The 18,358-nt window shown below is 70.6% G+C and carries 14 protein-coding genes and 1 pseudogene; 12 read left to right on the top strand and 3 right to left on the bottom strand.

Going from position 1 to position 18,358, the window contains the following annotated elements; translation table 11 throughout:
- Positions 1-102: 102 nt before the first annotated feature.
- The 7 genes and pseudogenes from MB828_RS23105 (at position 103) to MB828_RS23075 (ending at position 10,131) form a co-directional block, all read left to right on the top strand.
- Complete coding sequence (locus tag MB828_RS23105) at positions 103-1,050, top strand: alpha/beta fold hydrolase (RefSeq protein ID WP_301649882.1); 948 nt, start codon at positions 103-105, stop codon at positions 1,048-1,050.
- Positions 1,051-1,173: 123 nt separating this feature from the next.
- On the top strand, positions 1,174-1,668 hold the full coding sequence (locus MB828_RS23100; protein WP_133024403.1) for a cupin domain-containing protein: 495 nt from the start codon (positions 1,174-1,176) through the stop codon (positions 1,666-1,668).
- A 492-nt stretch (positions 1,669-2,160) separates the two neighbouring features.
- Positions 2,161-4,848: a pyruvate dehydrogenase (acetyl-transferring), homodimeric type gene (gene aceE, locus MB828_RS23095; RefSeq protein ID WP_301649881.1), complete on the top strand. Its 2,688-nt coding sequence runs from the start codon at positions 2,161-2,163 to the stop codon at positions 4,846-4,848.
- A 17-nt stretch (positions 4,849-4,865) separates the two neighbouring features.
- Positions 4,866-5,531: pseudogene (locus MB828_RS23090) on the top strand (biotin/lipoyl-containing protein); the annotation flags it as partial.
- Positions 5,532-5,667: 136 nt separating this feature from the next.
- Positions 5,668-8,433 carry an ATP-binding protein gene (locus MB828_RS23085; protein ID WP_301649880.1) on the top strand — a complete coding sequence of 922 codons (2,766 nt, stop codon included), beginning with the start codon at positions 5,668-5,670 and terminating at the stop codon, positions 8,431-8,433.
- 448 nt (positions 8,434-8,881) lie between these two features.
- Entirely contained in the window at positions 8,882-9,613 is a 732-nt protein-coding gene (locus MB828_RS23080) for a sigma-70 family RNA polymerase sigma factor (protein WP_301649879.1), read from the top strand.
- Entirely contained in the window at positions 9,610-10,131 is a 522-nt protein-coding gene (locus tag MB828_RS23075; RefSeq protein WP_301649878.1) for a MarR family winged helix-turn-helix transcriptional regulator, read from the top strand. Before MB828_RS23080 ends, MB828_RS23075 begins: the two co-directional genes overlap by 4 nt.
- Here MB828_RS23075 and MB828_RS23070 read toward each other — a convergent pair.
- The gene (locus tag MB828_RS23070; RefSeq protein ID WP_301649877.1) at positions 10,121-11,047 is read right to left on the bottom strand and encodes an alpha/beta fold hydrolase; all 927 of its coding nucleotides are present in this window, start codon (positions 11,045-11,047) and stop codon (positions 10,121-10,123) included. The two genes, MB828_RS23075 and MB828_RS23070, sit on opposite strands and share 11 nt — an antisense overlap.
- A gap of 160 nt (positions 11,048-11,207) precedes the next feature.
- Between MB828_RS23070 and MB828_RS23065 the strand changes: the two genes are divergently transcribed.
- The 3 genes from MB828_RS23065 to MB828_RS23055 all read left to right on the top strand — a co-directional run bounded on the left by MB828_RS23065 (position 11,208) and on the right by MB828_RS23055 (position 14,208).
- Entirely contained in the window at positions 11,208-11,474 is a 267-nt protein-coding gene (locus MB828_RS23065; protein ID WP_301649876.1) for a WhiB family transcriptional regulator, read from the top strand.
- Positions 11,475-11,649: 175 nt separating this feature from the next.
- Positions 11,650-13,281 carry a cytochrome bc1 complex cytochrome b subunit gene (gene qcrB, locus MB828_RS23060; RefSeq protein ID WP_301649875.1) on the top strand — a complete coding sequence of 544 codons (1,632 nt, stop codon included), beginning with the start codon at positions 11,650-11,652 and terminating at the stop codon, positions 13,279-13,281.
- Positions 13,282-13,359: 78 nt separating this feature from the next.
- Positions 13,360-14,208 carry an alpha/beta fold hydrolase gene (locus MB828_RS23055; protein ID WP_301649874.1) on the top strand — a complete coding sequence of 283 codons (849 nt, stop codon included), beginning with the start codon at positions 13,360-13,362 and terminating at the stop codon, positions 14,206-14,208.
- A 109-nt stretch (positions 14,209-14,317) separates the two neighbouring features.
- Here MB828_RS23055 and MB828_RS23050 read toward each other — a convergent pair whose 3' ends face one another.
- Positions 14,318-15,379: a ferritin-like domain-containing protein gene (locus MB828_RS23050; RefSeq protein ID WP_301649873.1), complete on the bottom strand. Its 1,062-nt coding sequence runs from the start codon at positions 15,377-15,379 to the stop codon at positions 14,318-14,320.
- Between the two features lie 120 nt (positions 15,380-15,499).
- The gene (locus tag MB828_RS23045) at positions 15,500-16,072 is read right to left on the bottom strand and encodes a YceI family protein (protein WP_301649872.1); all 573 of its coding nucleotides are present in this window, start codon (positions 16,070-16,072) and stop codon (positions 15,500-15,502) included.
- A gap of 615 nt (positions 16,073-16,687) precedes the next feature.
- Here MB828_RS23045 and MB828_RS23040 point away from each other — a divergent pair.
- On the top strand, positions 16,688-17,422 hold the full coding sequence (locus MB828_RS23040; RefSeq protein ID WP_301649871.1) for an alpha/beta fold hydrolase: 735 nt from the start codon (positions 16,688-16,690) through the stop codon (positions 17,420-17,422).
- A gap of 530 nt (positions 17,423-17,952) precedes the next feature.
- Positions 17,953-18,354, top strand: a complete 402-nt coding sequence (locus tag MB828_RS46680) for an FAD-dependent oxidoreductase (RefSeq protein ID WP_343236188.1) — start codon at positions 17,953-17,955, stop codon at positions 18,352-18,354.
- The last annotated feature ends 4 nt before the right edge of the window (positions 18,355-18,358 follow it).

Below are 18,358 nucleotides of genomic sequence, written 5' to 3'. Positions count from 1 at the left end.
CGAGCCCGGTGACGCGCCCGGCCACGAAACCCGGTACCCCCAGCCGCGCCCGACGGGAACCGCGGCTCCTCTCCCCCACCGCTCCTTCGTCGGAGGAATCGCATGTCAGCCCTGCCCCTGCTCGCTCCGCTGCGACGCGTCACGACCGACGTGCTCGAAGTCGCCTATTACGAGACGGGCTCCCCCGACGGTGACACCGTCGTCCTTCTGCACGGTTTCCCCTACGACATCCACAGCTACGTGAACGTGGCCCCCCTGCTGGCCGAAGGCGGATTCCGGGTCATCGTCCCCCACCTGCGAGGGCACGGCCCCACCAGATTCCTGTCCGACTCCCTTCCCCGTTCCGGCCAGCAGGCGGCCCTGGGGGCCGACGTCATCGCGCTCCTGGACGCCCTCGGCATCGAGCGGGCCTACCTCGCCGGCTACGACTGGGGCGGTCGCGCGGCCACGGTCGCCGCGGCGCTGTGGCCCCGACGGGTCCTCGGCCTGGTCTGCGTCAACGGCTACCTGATTCAGGACATCGGCGCCGCCATGAACCCCGTCTCCCCCGAACTGGAGGCGGGTTTCTGGTACTTCTACTACTTCCTCACCGAGCGCGGCCGCACCGGACTGGCAGCCGATCCCCGGGGCGTCGCCCGGGTCATCTGGAAACGCAACTCCCCCGTGTGGGCCTTCGGGGAAGCCGAACTGGAGCGGGCCGCTGAGGCCTTCACCAATCCGGACTACGTCGACGTCGTCGTCCACTCCTACCGGCACCGGCTCGGCCTGGCACCGGGCGCGGACGCGTACGCCGATCTGGAAGCCCGCCTCGCCGGCCTTCCTCCGATCACCGTCCCCGCGGTCACCCTGGACGGCACCGCCGACGGCAACTTCCCAGCGACCGACGGTTCATCGACCGCTCACCACTTCACCGGCCCCCGCCTGCACCTTCAGGTCGCGGACGCCGGCCACAACCTGCCGCAGGAACGCCCCGAGGCGTTCGCCGCGGCGGTACGGGACGTACGGGCCCTGCGACGGGGACATCCCCGCCACGACTGCCTCACCCGCTGACACCCGACCGCGCGGCACCGCGGCCCACCGCCGCCCCCGACGTCACATCGGACCCTGCCCACCGGTCATATCGAGTGTGGGCGGGCACGCGGCCGCCTGACTGCCTCAGGAAAGGAAACCACCATGTCGTACCCCTACCCGGAGCAGAAGTACTTCGGAGACAGCGGCGAGGTCAGCGCCGTGTTCCGGCCTGCCGACACCCCACCCGACCTCGGCGAGAGCGGGCCGGGCAAGGACGCCACCCACTATCTGGCCACCACCGCGACCACCCGCGGCGAGTTCGGGCTGTACCGCGTCGAGATGAGGCCGCGGGCCGGCGGCCCGAAGACGCACTTCCACAAGCGGATCTCGGAGTCGTTCTACATCCTGGACGGCACCGTGCGCATCTTCGACGGTGTGCGCTGGGTGGACGCCCGCAAAGGCGACTTCCTGCACGTGCCGCAAGGTGGGCTGCACGCCTTCCGCAACGACTCCGACGCACCGGCGGACATGCTCCTGCTGTTCACACCGGGCGCGCCGCGCGAGGAGTACTTCGAGCAGGTGTCGACGCTGGCGCACGCCTCGGAGGAGGAGCGCTCCGCGTTCTTCGACCGGCACGACTCCTACTTCGTGGAGTAGGTCCGCCCTCTGGTGTCCCGCGGCGCCCGCAACTCCCGGCGGCCGCGGTCGCGGGACACCTGCCGTCGGGGCAACCCGGTTTCGGGTGACGGGCAGCTTGTCACAACAACACCTTTCGTCCGGTCAACAAGGCGGGGCGCGCGGGCGTATCCGACCTCGCCTTCGCCCTCTCAGCACGTCCTGCCCGTCACGCCCGGCCGTCCCGCCCCCGGCAAAGGAGACCGCATGAAGGTCGTCGTCGCAGGCGCCATGGCACGGACCGGCTCGCGATCGGTCACCCGTCTGCGCGACAACGGGGCGTGGGTGGTGCAACTCTCCCACGCCCTCGGCGTCGACGTCAGTGACGCACATGCTCTGGACGCACATGCTCTGCGCCGAGCACTGCGCGGTACGCGACGTAGTCGCGCTGCCGCTGCGGCCGGTCGCGGCCGGGCGACGGCATCCACCACCCCCACCCGTCTGCCCCGCCCCACGCCTTGAGGAAGGCCGCCCATGAGTGCCCAGTCCCGGCCCCCCGCGTCCCCGTCGAGCAGTGAGCTCGACCAGCTTCCCGACCGTGACCGCGAGGAGACCGCCGAGTGGCAGGCCTCCCTCGACGCCGTCATACGCAACGCCGGACCCGATCGGGCGGTGTACCTGATCCGGCGCGTGCACGAGTACGCGGCCCGCGCCGGCCTGTCCGTGCCGGGGCTGCTCACCACGGACTACGTCAACACCGTCCCGGCGGCCGCGCAGCCGGCGTTCGACGGCGACGTCGCCATGGAAACCAGGATCACCGCCCTGAACCGGTGGAACGCCGCGGCGATGGTCACCCGCGGCTCCCGGCTAGGACTGGGCGGGCACATCTCCACCTACGCCTCGGCGGCCTGGCTGTACGAGATCGGCTTCAACCACTTCTTCCGCGGCAAGGAACAGGACGGCTCGGGCGACCAGTTGTTCCTCCAGGGACACGCCTCGCCGGGCATCTACGCCCGGGTGTTCCTCGAAGGCCGCCTGAGCGAGCAGCAGTTGGACGGCTTCCGGCGCGAGGCCGGCGGTCACGGCCTCCCGTCCTATCCGCACCCCAGACGCCTGCCGTGGCTGTGGGAGTTCCCGACCGTGTCCATGGGCCTCGGCCCTCTTGGCGCCGTCTACCAGGCACGCTTCAACCGCTATCTGCAGGCCCGCGGCATCAAGGACACCTCCGCCTCCCGCGTGTGGGCGTTCCTCGGCGACGGGGAGACGGACGAGCCGGAGGCGACGGCCGCCCTGACGCTGGCCTCCCGTGAGGGCCTGGACAACCTCACCTTCGTGATCAACTGCAACCTGCAACGCCTCGACGGACCCGTGCGGTCCAACTCCAAGATCGTGCAGGAACTGGAGGCCCGGTTCCGCGGGGCGGGCTGGAACGTCGTCAAGTCCCTGTGGGGCGAGGCCTGGGACCCGCTGCTGGCCCAGGACACGACCGGAGACCTGGTGCGCCGCCTGGGCAAGGAGCCCGACGCCCAGATGCAGACCTTCGCCGCGCGCGACGCCGCCTACATCCGCAAGAACTTCTTCGTCGGCGACGCCCTGTCCGCACTCTCCGCCCCCCTGAGCGACGCCCAGGTGGTGGAGCTCTTCGAGAACTCCCGCGGTGGGCACGAGCCGTTGAAGGTGTACGCCGCCTACCGGGCCGCTGTCGAACACCGGGGAGCACCGACGGTGATCCTCGCCCAGACGGTCAAGGGGCACACCCTGGGGTCGGCGTTCGAGTCCCGCAACGCCAACCACCAGATGAAGAAGCTGACCATCGCGCAGTTCCGCGAGCTTCGCGACGTGCTGGATCTGCCCATCCCGGACAGCGCCCTCGCCGGTGACGTCGTCCCCTTCTGGCATCCGGGGGAGAACTCGCCTGAGGTGCGGTACCTGCGCGAGCGGCGCGCCGCGCTGGGCGGTCCCGCCCCCGCGCGCCGTGTGATCGCCAAGCCGCTGCAGGAGCCCGCCGCGCAGCCGTTCGAGGCGCTGCTCAAGGGCTTCGGCCACCAGGAGGTCGCCACCACCATGGCCTTGGTCCGCCTGGTGAAGGACCTGATGCGGGACAGCCGCACCGGCGCCCGCTGGGTGCCGATCATCCCTGACGAGGCCCGTACCTTCGGCATGGAGTCGATGTTCCCCACGGCCGGCATCTACTCGCCGCGGGGCCAGACCTACGACCCCGTCGACGCCGACCAGTTGCTGCACTACAGGGAGAGCGAGACCGGGCAGCTCCTCATCGAGGGCATCACCGAAGCCGGTTCCATGGCCGAGTTCACCGCCGCCGCGACCTCGTACGCCACCCACGGCGAGCCGATGATCCCGTTCTACATCTTCTACGCGATGTTCGGCTTCCAGCGCACCGGCGACCAGTTCTGGGCCCTCGCCGACCAGATGGGCCGCGGGTTCGTCGTCGGCGGCACCGCCGGACGCACCACCATGACCGGCGAAGGTCTCCAGCACGGCGACGGCCACTCGCACCTCCTGGCCGCCACCAACCCGGCGGCCGTCAGCTACGACCCGGCCTTCGCCTTCGAGATCGCGGTCATCGTCCGCGACGGCCTGCGCCGGATGTTCGGGGAGCGGCCCGAGAACGTCTTCTACTACCTCACGGTCTACAACGAGCCGAAGCCCCAGCCGCCCATTCCTGCGTGGCCCGGCATCGAGGAGGGCATCGTCCGCGGCCTGTACCCGTTCCGGCCCGGCGACTCCGCCGTGTCCGGCCCCAGGCTGCAGCTTCTGGCCTCCGGCACCGCCGTCCACTGGGCACTGCGTGCGCAGGAACTGCTCGCCGCCGACTGGAACGTGCGCGCCGACGTCTGGTCGGTGACGTCCTGGACGGAGCTGCGCAGGGACGCGATGGATGCCGACACCGCCCGCACGCGCGGCGAGACACGTGTGCCCTTCGTGAGCGAGGCGCTGGCCGGTGTGCCGGGTCCGGTCCTGGCCGTCAGCGACTGGATGCGCCAGGTCCCCGACCAGATCGGCCAGTGGATCGAGCAGGACTACTACTCACTGGGCACGGACGGATTCGGCCTGTCCGACACCCGCGAGGACGTACGGCGCTACTTCCGCGTGGACGCCGAATCGATCACCGTGACGGCCCTGGACCGGCTGGCACGGGCCGGACAAGTGGACCCCGACACCGTCGACCGCGCCCGCAAGCACTACGGCCTGGACACCTGAAGGAGCCATACGCCGCCATGACTGTTTCCGTGACCCTTCCCGCGCTCGGCGAGTCCGTCACCGAGGGCACCGTGACCCGCTGGCTGAAGCAGCCCGGCGAGCACGTCCAGGAGGACGAACCGCTGCTGGAGGTGTCCACCGACAAGGTGGACACCGAGATCCCCGCTCCCGCCACGGGAGTCCTGCTGACCATCGTCGTCGGCGAGGGCGAGACGGTCGAAGCGGGCGCCGCGCTCGCCGTCATCGGCCCGCCCGAAGCCGAACCGTCGGCGGCGACCGCGGTCACCGCCGCCCCGGCCGCGCCGGTGACCGCACCGCAGCGGGCTACCTCATCGGCGCCGGTCGCGCAGCCGCCCGCCGCGGCACCGATGCCGCACGCCGCACCCGTCCCGATGCCGGCACCCGCGGCCGCTCCGGCCCCGCGCCCCATACCAGCAGCGGCAACGGCAGCGGCTCCGCCGACGGCTGCCCTGCGCGGGCACACCGCCGTCCCCCGGCTGCGCAAGGCCGTCGGCGACAGTCTCAAGCAGGCGCTGCTGGAGCAGGCGCAGCTGACCTCCACCGTCGAGGCCGACGCCAGCCGCCTGCTGCGGCTTTGGCGGCGGACAGCGGACGGCTACATGGCCCGCGAGGGGTTCGCCCTGACACCGTTGCCGTTCTTCGTCCTGGCCGCCGCCCAATCCCGGCCGACCCCGGCCCGAGGGCGGCAACGGCCCGACACGACGCCACTGCCCCGCGTCACACCCACGGGGTGACCAGCGGCGCAGATGAGTTGTGTGGCCGAAGACCCGATATATACGCTCGCAGCCGGGGGTGTTCATGAAAGGCAAGAATCCGGGCTTCCTGCACGGGCGGCAGAGCGAGCGAGCGGTGCTGGACCGGCATCTGGCCAAGGTGCACGACGGCCACAGCGCGGTGCTCGTACTGCGCGGCGAGGCCGGTATCGGCAAGTCCGCCCTGCTGGAGTACGTGGCGGAGACCGCCGAAGGCTGCACCGTGGTGCGCGCGGCGGGAGTCGAGGCCGAGATGGAGCTGGCCTTCGGGGGTCTGCACCAGCTGTGCGCGCCCTTCCTCGATCGCCTCGGGCACCTTCCCGATCCTCAGCGGACGGCCCTGGAGACCGCCTTCGGGCTCAGCGCGGGCACTCCCCCGGACCGGTTCCTCGTGGGGCTGGCGGTCCTCAGCCTGCTCGCCGACGTCGCTGAGGAGACGCCGCTCATCTGCCTCGTCGACGACGTGCAGTGGCTCGACCGCGTCTCGGCCCAGATCGTCGGGTTCGTCGCCCGGCGTCTGATGGCGGAGCGCGTGGGGCTGATCTTCGCCGTACGCGAGGCGGACGGGGAACGCGCCCTGCAAGGGCTGCCCGAGCTCACCCTCGGGGGGCTGAGCGAGCCCGACGCACGCGCCCTGCTGACCTCGGTGCTTCCCGGCCGGTTCGACGAACCGGTCCGCAGCAGGATTCTCTCCGAGGCGCGCGGCAATCCGCTGGCCCTGCTGGAACTGCCCCGCAGCGCCACCGCGGCCGAACTCGCGGGCGGCTACGCCTCACCGTCGATGGGGCCGCTCATCGGCAGGCTCGAGCACAACTTCAGCCTGCGCGTCGAGGAACTGCCCCCGCGGACACAGCGGTTGCTGCTGCTCGCGGCCGCCGAGCCCATCGGCGATGTCTCACTGCTCCGCCGCGCCGCCGACATCCTCGGCGTGTCCATGAGCGAGGTCTCCCCCGCGGTGGCCGCGAACCTGCTGGAAGTACGCACACGGGTCCAGTTCCGGCACCCGCTGGTGCGCTCGGCCGTCTACCGCGCGGCGGGACAGGCCGAACGCCGGGAGGCGCACCGGGCACTGGCCGAGGCCACGGACGCGCGGTCCGACCCCGACCGCCGAGCCTGGCACCTGGCCCGCGCCGCGGCGGAGCCAGACGAGGCCGTGGCGGACGAACTGGCCCGATCGGCCGACCGCGCGCAGGCGCGTGGCGGCATCGCCGCCTCGGCGGCCTTCCTGGAACGAGCGGCCGAGCTGACACCTGATCCCTCCCGCCGCCGCAGCAGAGCGCTGGCAGCGGCCCGGGCCAAGTACCTGGCCGGAGCGTTCGACGCCGCGCTCGAGCTGCTGAACGTGGCCGAGATGGGCGCGCTCGACGATCTGCAACACGCCCAGGCCAGCCTGCTGCGCGGGCAGATCACCTTCGGATCCCGCAGTGCCGGTGCCACCGTGCCGCTGCTGCTCACGGCTGCCCGGGAGTTCGAGCCGCTCGACCCCGGCATCGCGCGCGAGACCTACCGGGACGCGTTCTACGCGGCCCTCACCGCGGGCCGCGTGTGCGGCGGCCCCGGCCTCGATGAGGTCGCCTGGGCCGCACGCACCGCGCCCCCGACGGCTCACCCCGGACCCACCGACCTCTTCCTCGACGGCCTGGCCATGGCCACCACGGACGGCTACACGGCGGGCGCCCCGATACTGCGCCGCGCACTGAACACGCTGCGGTGCGGCGACTTCACAGTGGAACAGTCGCTGGGCTGGCTCCCGTTCGCCTGCCGCATGGCCCACAACGTGTGGGACTTCGACAGCTGGAGCACCCTGTCGGCCAAGCTCGTCCGTCTGGCACGGGAGACGGGAACGCTGTCCGTGCTCCCCTCGGCGCTCCTGCTGCGGCTGTCGAACCGGGTCTTCGCCGGTGATCTGGACGACGCTGACTCGCTCGCCGCGGAAGCGGTGACGATCGGCGAGGCCACCGGCAGCCACTTCCTCGCGCACTACGGGGCGTTGGTGATCGAACCCTGGCGCGGCCGCGAGACCGAGACGCTGCGGGCGATCGGGACGATCACCGGCGACCGGACCCTCAGCGGCGAGGGAAAGGCACTCACGGCTCCCCAGTGGGCGCTGGCCGTGCTGTACAACGGCCTGGGGCGGTACGAGGAGGCCTGCGCCGCCGCCGCCAAGGGCTGCGAGTACCCGCAGGAGCTGGGGCTCGCCCTCTCCTCCCTGGTCGAGCTGGTGGAGGCGGCGGCCCGCAGCGGGCAGCGGGACCTCGCCGTCGAGGCCGCCGGTCGCCTCGCGACCATCTGCCAGGCCAGTGGCACGGCCTGGGCGACGGGCACTTCCGCAGCGGGGCGTGCCCTGATCAGTGAGGGGGACACGGCCGACGCCCTGTACCGGGAGGCGATCGCCCGGCTGGAGAGCACCCCGGTGCGGACGGCGCTCGCACGCACCCGGCTGCTGTACGGCGAATGGCTGAGCCGCGAGAACCGCCGCGCCGAGGCCCGGGACCAGCTGGCCCGCGCCCACGAGATCCTCGACCGGGCCGGCGCGGAGGCCTTCGCCGAGCGCGCCCGCCGGGAGCTGGAGGCCGCCGGGGAGACGGTGCGCAGTCGCGACACCGGCACCGACGAGGCGCTCACGCCTCAGGAGGCCCAGATCGCCCGGCTGGCCGGCGAAGGGCTGACAAACCTCGAGATCGGCGCGCAGCTGTTCCTCAGCCCGCACACCATCGAGTGGCATCTGCGGAAGGTGTTCACGAAGCTCGGGATCCGGTCCCGCAAACAGCTGGGCGCCGTGCTGCCGGGCGGGGCGGCGACCCCCGCCTGACCCCGGGGGCGACGCCGTCGGCCGCGGCGCGATCCGCGTGCCGCGCCGTGCCCAGTCAGGCGCCCGCGCGGGCCGCACAGGCGGCCTCCCCGCCTCGCCGGTGCGCCCACGAATTCCGCTGACCACGGCCCGTGGCTCCGGGCCGTCCGGGGCAGATCCTGTGGCGGTCCGGTCCCGTCGAGGTCCGCTCGCGGCCGAGGCCGAGGCGTGGGGGGCCGGGGGGGCAGGTCCCAGGGGGTGGGGAGCCCCGGGGGCGTCCGGGGCCACGGGGTGGCGGGCCCCGGGGGCCTGCGGGCCAGGGGGTGGGAGGCCCCTGGCCACGTGGCGGCCACGGTACGACCACGGGGTGCCCCACGGTCCATCAAGGGCGCGGCAGTGCCCCTGTCGGCGCGAAGTTGGTGTCGGCGGCGAGAAAGCCGCCGATCCCAAACCAGCAGAGGAGCCGATCGTGGACACATCTGTGATCGCAACCCGGCAGAGTCCGCAGTCGGTGATGATGACCATCACTGCCGTGCCCGTGGAACTCAACGACGCGGTCTTCGTGTTCGGCCGTGTCCGGCCAGGACTGCTCAAGATCGCCAACCGGATCCTCCGAGATCCCGGCGAAGCCGAGGACGTCATCCAGGAGGCGTGGCTGCGCTGGCAGGGCATGGACCGCACCGTCGTCGCCGACCCCGGTGCGCTGCTTCGCACGACGACCGTCCGGCTCGCCATCAACGTGCTGCAGTCGGCGCGCAGACGCCGTGAGTCCAGTGCCACCCCCTGGCTGCCGGAGTCCACGGACACGGGGATGACACCGGAAGCCCTGGCCGAACGCCAGGACTCGGTGGAGCATGCCGTTCTGCTGCTTCTGCAGACTCTGACGCCCAACCAGCGCGCGGCGTACGTGCTGCGCGAGGCGTTCGGCTATTCCTACGACCAGATCGGCGCCCTGCTCCACCTGTCCGTGGGGAACGCACGGCAGCAGGTCTCCCGCGCGCAGGACAGACTGAACAACCGGCGGCACCGGCAGCACGTGGACGCGGCCACCCATCGGCGGCTCGTCCAGGCGATCTTCACCGCCGCCCGCACAGGAGACTTCGGCCGCCTGGAGCACGTGCTGACCGGCCACGACGCGCCGTATTCCGGCAAGGGAACGACCGCACCCGACGGCGCGGCTTCCTACCGGGCCACCGCATGACCGGCACGTCGCACGGGGACGTGGTGCACCAGGTGCGCACCGACCCTGCCGACGACCGCACGCAGTCCTGCACGACCGACCGGTGGGACGCCCTCGACCGCCTGCACCGCCGGGTCCAGGGGACGGTGGAGCGGCGGCTGCGCGAGGAGACCGGGTTCGGGGTCAGCGAAGTACAGGCCCTGCGTCACCTGGGAAGGAGCTCCGCCACGGACGCCGGCGCCGAACCCATGCGGCTCGGGGATGTGGCCAACGGGCTCGGCCTGAGTCAGTCCGCCACGAGCAGGCTGATGGCACGCCTGCGCCGACAGGACCTGATCATCTCGAGCGCCGTCGACCACGACCGGCGGGGCGTGCAGGTGCTGCTGACCCCGGCGGGGCACGCCGCGCTGCGCCGTACCGCGTCCCGCTACGAACAGGTCGTCCGGGACGCGGTCCGCGATCTTGGCTTCCAGGACGCGGATCCCTTCCTGTGGCATTTCCTCACCGGCGAGAGCGACGCCCGCACGGTCATCCGCTGAGGAAGTCGCGCACGGCTGCCGTGAACCTCTCAGGACGCTCGATGTGCCCGAGATGGCCGGTCTCCTCAAGGATCACCAGCCGGGCGCCGGGAAGGAGCTGATGCGTCATGTGCGCCCAGCGCGGCCCGCAGATGAAGTCGTCCCCGCCGACCAGGACCAGGGTCGGGACGGTGAGCCGGGGCAGTTCCTCGCGGACGTCGAACGGGGGCTCCGCCCCCCAGGCCGGTGCGGCGAACATCCGCAGGGATGCCCGCCCCGCGGCGAACTCCTTCTCGCGACCCCAGTACTCGTGGAAGTAGGCGGGCGAGATGGTGCGCAGCACCTTCGTCGCGCCCTCGTCGTCGGACCGGTCGAGTCGCGTGGTGAGACCCGCGACGTAGGTGGCCACTTCCGGCCGCTCGTCGGCGTGCCGCCGGACGAAGCTCTCCATGTTGGCCACGGCGGCCGCCCAGAACTCCTCTCCCGTCATCGGTGAGGTGTCGTACAGGACCAGGGACGCCAGGCGCTCGGGGTGGTCGAGGGCGTAGCGCTGCGCGACGAAGCCGCCGTGGGAGTGGCCCAGCAGGGCCACCTCGGCCAGGCTCAGGTGCTCGATCACCGCGTGCAGGAAGTGGGTGTAGGTGGCGAGAGTGTAGTCGCGTGGGTCGGCCAGCCGGCCGGACTCGCCCGTGCCGACCGGCTCGAGGTAGACGACGGTCATGCTGCGCTCCAGCCCGGGCATGCGCAGGTACTCCCAGCCGATGCCCGGCCCGCCGGAGTGGGCCACGCACACCGGGCCGGTTCCGGCGACGTGGTAGCGCTGGCCGACGGCGGCCGTGCCGTACTGGACGACGAGGGTGTGGGTGCCCGGCGAGAGGGGGTCCCGGGGATCGACGGCTGGGCTGGGTAGGGGCCTCGGGCCCTGTGTGGCGTTCACAACTCACAGATGGTGCGACGACCCGGAGGCCCGCTCAAGACATTGTGTCTGTTGTCACACCGTATTTCACACCGTCGCTCTTCGCCATCGAATGTCACAGGGACTCGCTTCGGACGGTCAGATACATAGAGGCATCCGCGACGAGTAAGGAGGCGCTGCCATGAGTTGGCGCGAGCGAGCGGCCTGCCGGGATGTCGACCCCGATCTGTTCTTCCCCATCGGCACCGCGGGTCTGACGCTGGTCCAGATCGACGAGGCGAAGGCCGTGTGCGCCCGGTGCCCCGTGCGGGAGCGGTGTCTGCAGTGGACACTGGACGTCGGGCAGGTCGAGGGCATCTGGGGCGGCACGACGGAGAGCGAGCGCCGCGCGACGCGACGACGTTCGGCACATAAGGACGTCGAGCGGATCGGTGCGAAGGCGTCCTGACCCGGACACCCGCGGCATGATTCTGTCTTACGGTCATGTCACACCTTCAACACTTTCTCGGTCCCTTCTGATGAGGGCAACGAAACCCGGTGCGGCAGCTCGCCGCCATGCACCGTTTCGTTGCGCTGATCCGGCCGTAAGGCGCTCCCGGTGACGTGTTGATGGTGGTAATGACATGAGCGACGCAATCGAACCGGTCACCACGGCGGGCATCCGCAGCGGTGACAAAATCGCCGACTGGGCGAGAACACGAATGGGCATCGGGCGTACCAGCACGACCGGCACACGCAGGGCGCGTCCGGAGCACTGGTCGTTCCTGCTGGGCGAGATCTGCCTCTACAGCTTCGTCGTCCTCCTCGTCACCGGCGTGTATCTGACGTTCTACTTCCACCCGTCGTCGAACGAGGTCGTCTACGACGGCAGTTACGCACCGCTGCGTGGCCAGTTGGTGTCCGAGGCGTTCGACTCGACGATGCACATCTCCTTCGACGTACGCGGCGGCCTGCTCATCCGTCAGGCCCACCACTGGGCGGCACTGATCTTCGTCGCCTCCCTGCTGGCCCACCTGATGCGCGTGTTCTTCACCGGCGCCTTCCGCAAGCCTCGCGAGCTGAACTGGGTGGCCGGTTTCGCCCTGCTCGTCCTCGGCATGTTCGGTGGTCTGACCGGCTACGACCTCCCCGGCGACCTCCTGTCGGGAACCGGGCTCGCCGTGGTGAACGGAACACTTCTGTCGGTACCGGTCGTCGGCACCTACCTGTCGATGTTCCTGTTCGGCGGCGAGTTCCCCGGGCACGACCTGGTGCCCCGCTTCCACGTGATCCACGTCCTGGTCATTCCGGCGCTGATGCTGGCGCTCGTCGCCTTCCGCGCCTTCCTCGGTCACCGGCACCTACACACCCAGTACCCGGGACCCGGCCGTACGGAGCGAAACGTGGTCGGCCTGCCGATGCAGGTGTACGTGGTCAAGGCGGGTGGCTATTTCTGCATGGTCGCCGGGATCGTCTTCACCCTCGCCGCGATCGCCCAGATCAACCCCGTCTGGGAGTTCGGCCCCTATCGCGCCGATCAGGTCTCCGCGGGATCCCAGCCCGACTGGTACATGGGAATCGCAGACGGGCTGCTGCGAGTCATGCCCGGGTGGGAGGTGAACATCTGGGGCCACACCCTGGCCCTGGACAATCTGGTCCCTCTCCTCGCCGGCCTCGGCTTCTTCCTCGTCATGGGCGCCTACCCGTTCATCGAGGCCTGGGTCACCGACGACGACCGCGAACACCACCTGCTCGAACGGCCACGCAACCGGCCGGTGCGCACGGCGTTCGGCGTGGCATGGCTCGGCGTCTACCTGGTGGCACTGCTCGGAGCCGCGAACGACATCATCGCCGTGACCTTCCACATGTCCGTCAACACGGTCACCTGGACGGTCCGCGTCGCCCTGTTCGTCATACCGGTCGTCCTCTTCCTCGTGACCAAGCGCATCGCCCTGGGTCTGCAACGCCGTGATCGCGACAAGGTCCTGCACGGCCGCGAGACGGGCATCATCAAGCGCCTGCCGCACGGCGAGTACGTAGAGGTGCACCAGCCCCTCGACCCCTACGAACTCCATGCCCTCACGGCGCACGAGCAGTACCGGCCCCTCGACCCGGGACCACGCGGCGCAGACGGCCACGCGAGCGGCAGGGCGCGACGGCTGCGCGCGTGGCTCAGCCGTGGCTTCTACGGCGAGGGGACACAGATCCTCAAGCCCACCGTCCAGGAGTACAGGGAAGTCACCGGCGATCATCACTCCACCAGCAAAGAGGGCTAAAACATATAAAGTGTCACATCTGCGACACGCACACGGTCCTTGGAGGTGACAGCACACCGTTTCCCGAAAGGGCCTCCCATGAACCGCAGTTCCACCTACCATCGGGTCCGCACCCCGCTCTCCCTCCTGGCCACCGCCTCCGTCGCCACCGCCCTCATCGCCACGGCGGTCGCCCCCGCCCACGCGGACAGAACCACGTCCGCACCGGACAGCGAGAAGAAGCCCACGGTGGTGCTCGTGCACGGCGCGTTCGCCGATTCCACCAGCTGGAGCGGCGTCATCAGGAGGCTGAGGCACGAGGGCTATCCCGTCGTCGCCGCGGCCAACCCGTTGCGCGGGCTGAACAACGACACCTCCTACCTCAAAGAGGTCCTGGCCGGCATCGACGGCCCGGTTGTCCTGGCCGGACACTCCTACGGCGGATCAGTGATCAGCAACGCCGCCCACGACGCCCACAACGTCAAGGCCCTGGTGTTCGTCGCCGCCTTCCTCCCCGAAAAGGGAGAGAGTGCCACCGAGTTGGCGGGCAAGTTCCCCGGCAGCACCCTCGGCGATGCTCTGCACTCCGTGCCGGTCACCCTGCCGGACGGCTCCCGCGATGTGGACCTGACCATCGAACCGAGCAAGTTCCACCAGCAGTTCGCCGCTGACGTCCCACGCAACACCACGGACCTCATGTCCGTCACACAGCGCCCGATCACCAACGCCGCGCTGGCGGGCGACGCCTCCGAGCCCGGCTGGAAGAACGTGCCGTCCTGGGCCGTGGTAGCCACCCAGGACCGCAACATCCCGGCGCAGGCCCAGATCTTCATGGCAGAGCGCGCACACGCCCACATCACGCGCGTGCGGGCATCGCACGCCGTGAGTGTCTCCCACCCCGCCGACGTCGCCGGGGTGATCGAGGAAGCCGCTCGGACCGTGCGCTGACGCACCGGTGCCGCCGGTCAGGGGGGCGTGCAGGCTCCACCCCCCTGACCGCCGCACACATGGTGGCCCCCTGGACCGTCGGTCCAGGGGGCCACCATGTGTGCGGCGGTCAGCCGCGATCTTCCGGAGCGACGTAGTCGAAGGTCGGGCCCGCGGTCAGCCCCTCGCCGTCGGGCATCGCCATCAGGCGCTGTGCCTGCCCCTTGAGCGCGTACATCGTGCCCACCGACACGCCGAGCATCGCGGGATTGCCGTTGAACGCCTGCTCCAGGAGCTGCAGCAGCTTGCCGTACGCGATGTTGAACGCCTCCTGCGCCATGCGGATCGCACTGCCCTCCGGATGGTCCTCAAGCCGCGGGTTGGGCCGCATCGGGCGCACCCCGGCGCGGTCGACGGTGAGCGTCTCGCCGGTGGGCCCTGTCTCCGGTGTGTCCCCCGGCTGGTAGCGCCGGCCCCTGGCGAGCTCCTGGAAGCGGTAGTAGTGCGAGACCGCCTTGGTCTGCGGGTGGAACATGTCCATGTCCCCGTCCCACACGTCGAGGCGTGCCGCGCCCTCGCCCTGCTCCACGATCTCCTCCAGGGCGGAGAGCGCCGAGGCGAGATCGGTGACCGGGCTCAGCCGCCCGCCGGTGTGCCCGAAGGGTCCTGCGGCCACCTGGCGGGCGGGATCACCGGTGAAGACCTGTTCCTCACCGAGCTCGGCGCACAGCTGTCGCAGGCCTTTCTCGATCGCGTCGTAGAACTGGCCGATCGTCATGTAGGCGTCTCCCTCGGCCGGGTCGCCCGGGTGGGCGGGTTGTTCGAGGCGGAGGAACATGGTGACCGCCTCCTGACCGAACGGCAGCAGGGACAGCTGCAAGGAGGGGTCGGCATGCGGCATAGGGCGCGGATACGGCGACAGTATCCGCGGGGTGTCGACGCGAGGTTGCCCGCCGACCGCGTTCAGGAGGTTCGCCACCAGCGCGAGGTGGATCATCTCCTCGACGAACACGCTGCTGACCACTTCGACGGCGTGGGCGTTCCGCTCGGGGTCGAGTGAGTAGAGGGCTGTGAGGTAGGGCGGCAGCGTGGCGTGTTCCAGCTCGATGGCCCACTGCAGGTGCTCCCGCAGGTCCTCCATCGTCGTGATCGAGCGGAACCGGGCCTGGCCGGTGGGGTCTTGATGATTCATGGGGGGTCTCACCTGGGTTTCGTGCGTAGGGTTCGGCCGCCGTTGCTGACCGACCTGTGGTCACCGGCATCGCTGCCGGCGGGCCCGCGCGGGGCGGTCGGTGTTGTGGCGCGGGGTTGGTCAGGCGGCATACGAGCGGGAGAGGCGGACGGCGGAGATGTCGAAGGTGAGCCTGACCTTGTCGCTGACGAGGACACCGCCGGTTTCGTCGGGCGTGTTACCGCCGAGCCCCCAGTCGGAGCGGCGCACCAGGGCGGTGCCGGAGAAGGCGGCACGGTGGTCTCCGCTCTCGTCCTGCGTGGCCCCGTCGAAGGCGAGGTGGATGTGGAGAGGGAGTTCGACGTCCTTGATCCTGAGGTGGCCCATGAGACGGAACTGGCCGTCTCCGCGGTCCGCGAGGCTGGCCGAGCGGAAGACCATCAGCGGATAGGTGGCGGCGTCGAGGAAGTCCGGACCCGCGAGATGGGTGTCCCGGTCAGGGCTGCTGGTGTCGATACTGCCGGTCTGGACGCTCAAGTAGGCCTCGGAGCAGCTGGGTTGGTACCCGTTCAGCTTGACCAGCCCCTCGAACGCGCCGAACCGCCCGCGCATGTTCGCGATCATGGCGTGCCGGACGGAGAAGCCGATGGTGCTGTGCGCCGGGTCGATGGTGTAGACACCGGTCAGCGCTGTGTACGGGACGACGGTCGACATATGTGGGTCCTTGCGGTCGCTGGTCACGACGATCAGTGTTGCGAGATGTCGCCGTGTGCCTGCCGGTGGTGAAGCGGACCGCAGCCGAGGAGGCCCGGGCAAGGTCCGCAGGAGGACAGACAGGCGAGTGCCCGCGCGTGTGACACCGGGACCGCCGCCGGGACGGCGTTCCGTGCTCGCGCAGGACACAGGTCACGTCCCGCACCCAGTTGTCGAAAGGGTCCGGCGCCGACCGACAACACCATGCGCCCGCCGTACTCGTGCCGCCCTGGTGGCTGAGCGGGCAGAGGGTGGACGGTGTCGCCGCACGTGCGCGACATCGGCCTCCCTTTGCGGCACGTCGTAGAACCAGGCACTGACGGCGTGGGCCTCTCCGGAGGGCGCGCTCGTCGGATGCGCGGGCGAGTGGGACGAAAGCGAGTACATCCCCCACGTGACAGGTCCGGCGCCCCACCTGTGACGGGAGAAGGTCCTGAACCGGTGACCTGTGACATGGTGTGCCACTATGTTGGGTGCGTCCGGCGCAGCACATGATGCTCGTCGTCCCGGCCCGCCGCGGCCGCACAGCCTCCCCGGATCCCGGCCGCGGCCCTTATCACGAGGGATGTACCGACCATGCCCGCCATCCTCATCCACGGCGTTCCCGACACCCACCGCGTGTGGAACGCCGTACGCCGACACCTGACCCGCCCCGACGTCGAGGCCTGGGACCTGCCCGGCTTCGGCACCCCCCGCCCCACCGGCTTCGGCTCCAGCAAGGAGGAGTACGTCGACTGGCTCGTCGAACGCCTCGAGCGGGTCGGCGAGCCCGTGGACCTGGTCGGTCACGACTGGGGCTGCATCCTCACCGCCCGCGTCGCCTCCCTCCGCCCCGACCTGGTGCGCACCTGGGCCGGAGGCAACGGACCCGTCAGTTCCCGCTACGTCTGGCACCCGCTGGCCGAAACCTGGCAGGACCCCGTCGCCGGCGAGCGGTTCATGGCCGAACTGGACCCTGAGTCCTTCGCGAAGGACCTGGTGAACGGCTTCGACGCACCCGCCGAACCGGTCGAGGAGATGGTCCGGCACGTCGACGGCACCATGAAGGACAGCATCCTGCGGCTGTACCGGTCCGCCGTGACCATGGGGACGGAGTGGGAACCGGCCCTGTCGAACGTCACCGCACCCGCGCTGGTTTTCTGGGGCGAGCGCGACCCGGCCTGCCAGATCGAGTTCGGCGACGAACTCGGCGCCGCCCTGCGCGCCACGCGCGTCCTCCATCTCGACTGCAACCACTGGACGGTGCTGGAGCGGCCCGCAGAAGTGGCCGCCGCCCTCGAGGCGCACTGGGCGCAGGGCACCGGACACTAGCCCGCGCCGGCAAGCGACGAGGGGCGCGGATCTGCGAACCGCCTCGGCCACGGTCGTGGACCACGGACGTCGTCCGCGCCTTCGTCGCGCCACTCCGCTCTGCCCTCGCAGGCCCCTACGCTGCCTCCGCGGTGCGGGCCGGTGTCACAACCTGTGGGTTCTCACGGTCTCTCCGCACGAGGGCACACCAGCGTCCGGTGCGCGCGAGCGGAGACGGGAACAGCATGTCGCGAGAGATCGGGTTCGTCATCGTCGGGGGCGGCCTCGCCGCGGCAAGGCCGCCGAGGAACCCCGGCAACAGGACTACGACGGCCCGCTCGTCCTCATCGGGGAGAGGCGGAGCGCCCCTACATCCGACCGCCGCTGTCCAAGGGGTACCTGCTCGGCAAGGAGGACCGCGAGTGCATATTCATGCATTCCGAGGACTGCTACCGCGAGCACGACGTCGACCTGATGACCGGAACGCGCGTGACGGCCGTCGACGCACACACCCGCGAGGTCGAACTCACTCCGAGCTGCCGTTGCTGAAGGTGCTCGGCCGGGACGCGGCCGAGGTCTTCGCCGACCTGCACCGGGATCACGGGGTCGTCCTGCGGCCGCACGCCGCCGTCGAGCGCATCACCGGTGACGGCACCCGCGCCGACGGCGTCCAGCTCGCCGACGGAACCCTTCTGCCCGCCGACGCCGTGGTGGTGGGCATCAACTTTTCTGCCTTGACGACCGCCGCGAAGGTGACCGCGGCCGCCGGGCACGGGGGGCGCCTCCGCGTTCGACCGGGAAACCGTGTCACACGACATGTTCCTGTCCGGTCAGCAGTGCATCGGTTGGACCTGCCGGACGAAAGCGGACTGGCCCCCTTCTCGGGGGCCGCGGCGGACATCGGCCGGAATCAGGGGTGGCACCGCCTTGTCGGGTGCTGTGCGAAGCGGTGATGCC

Source organism: Streptomyces arenae (genome assembly GCF_022343545.1).
Lineage (GTDB): Bacteria > Actinomycetota > Actinomycetes > Streptomycetales > Streptomycetaceae > Streptomyces > Streptomyces humi.
Note: the sequence above shows the minus strand (reverse complement) of the source record. Positions and strands in the feature narration are given on the sequence as shown.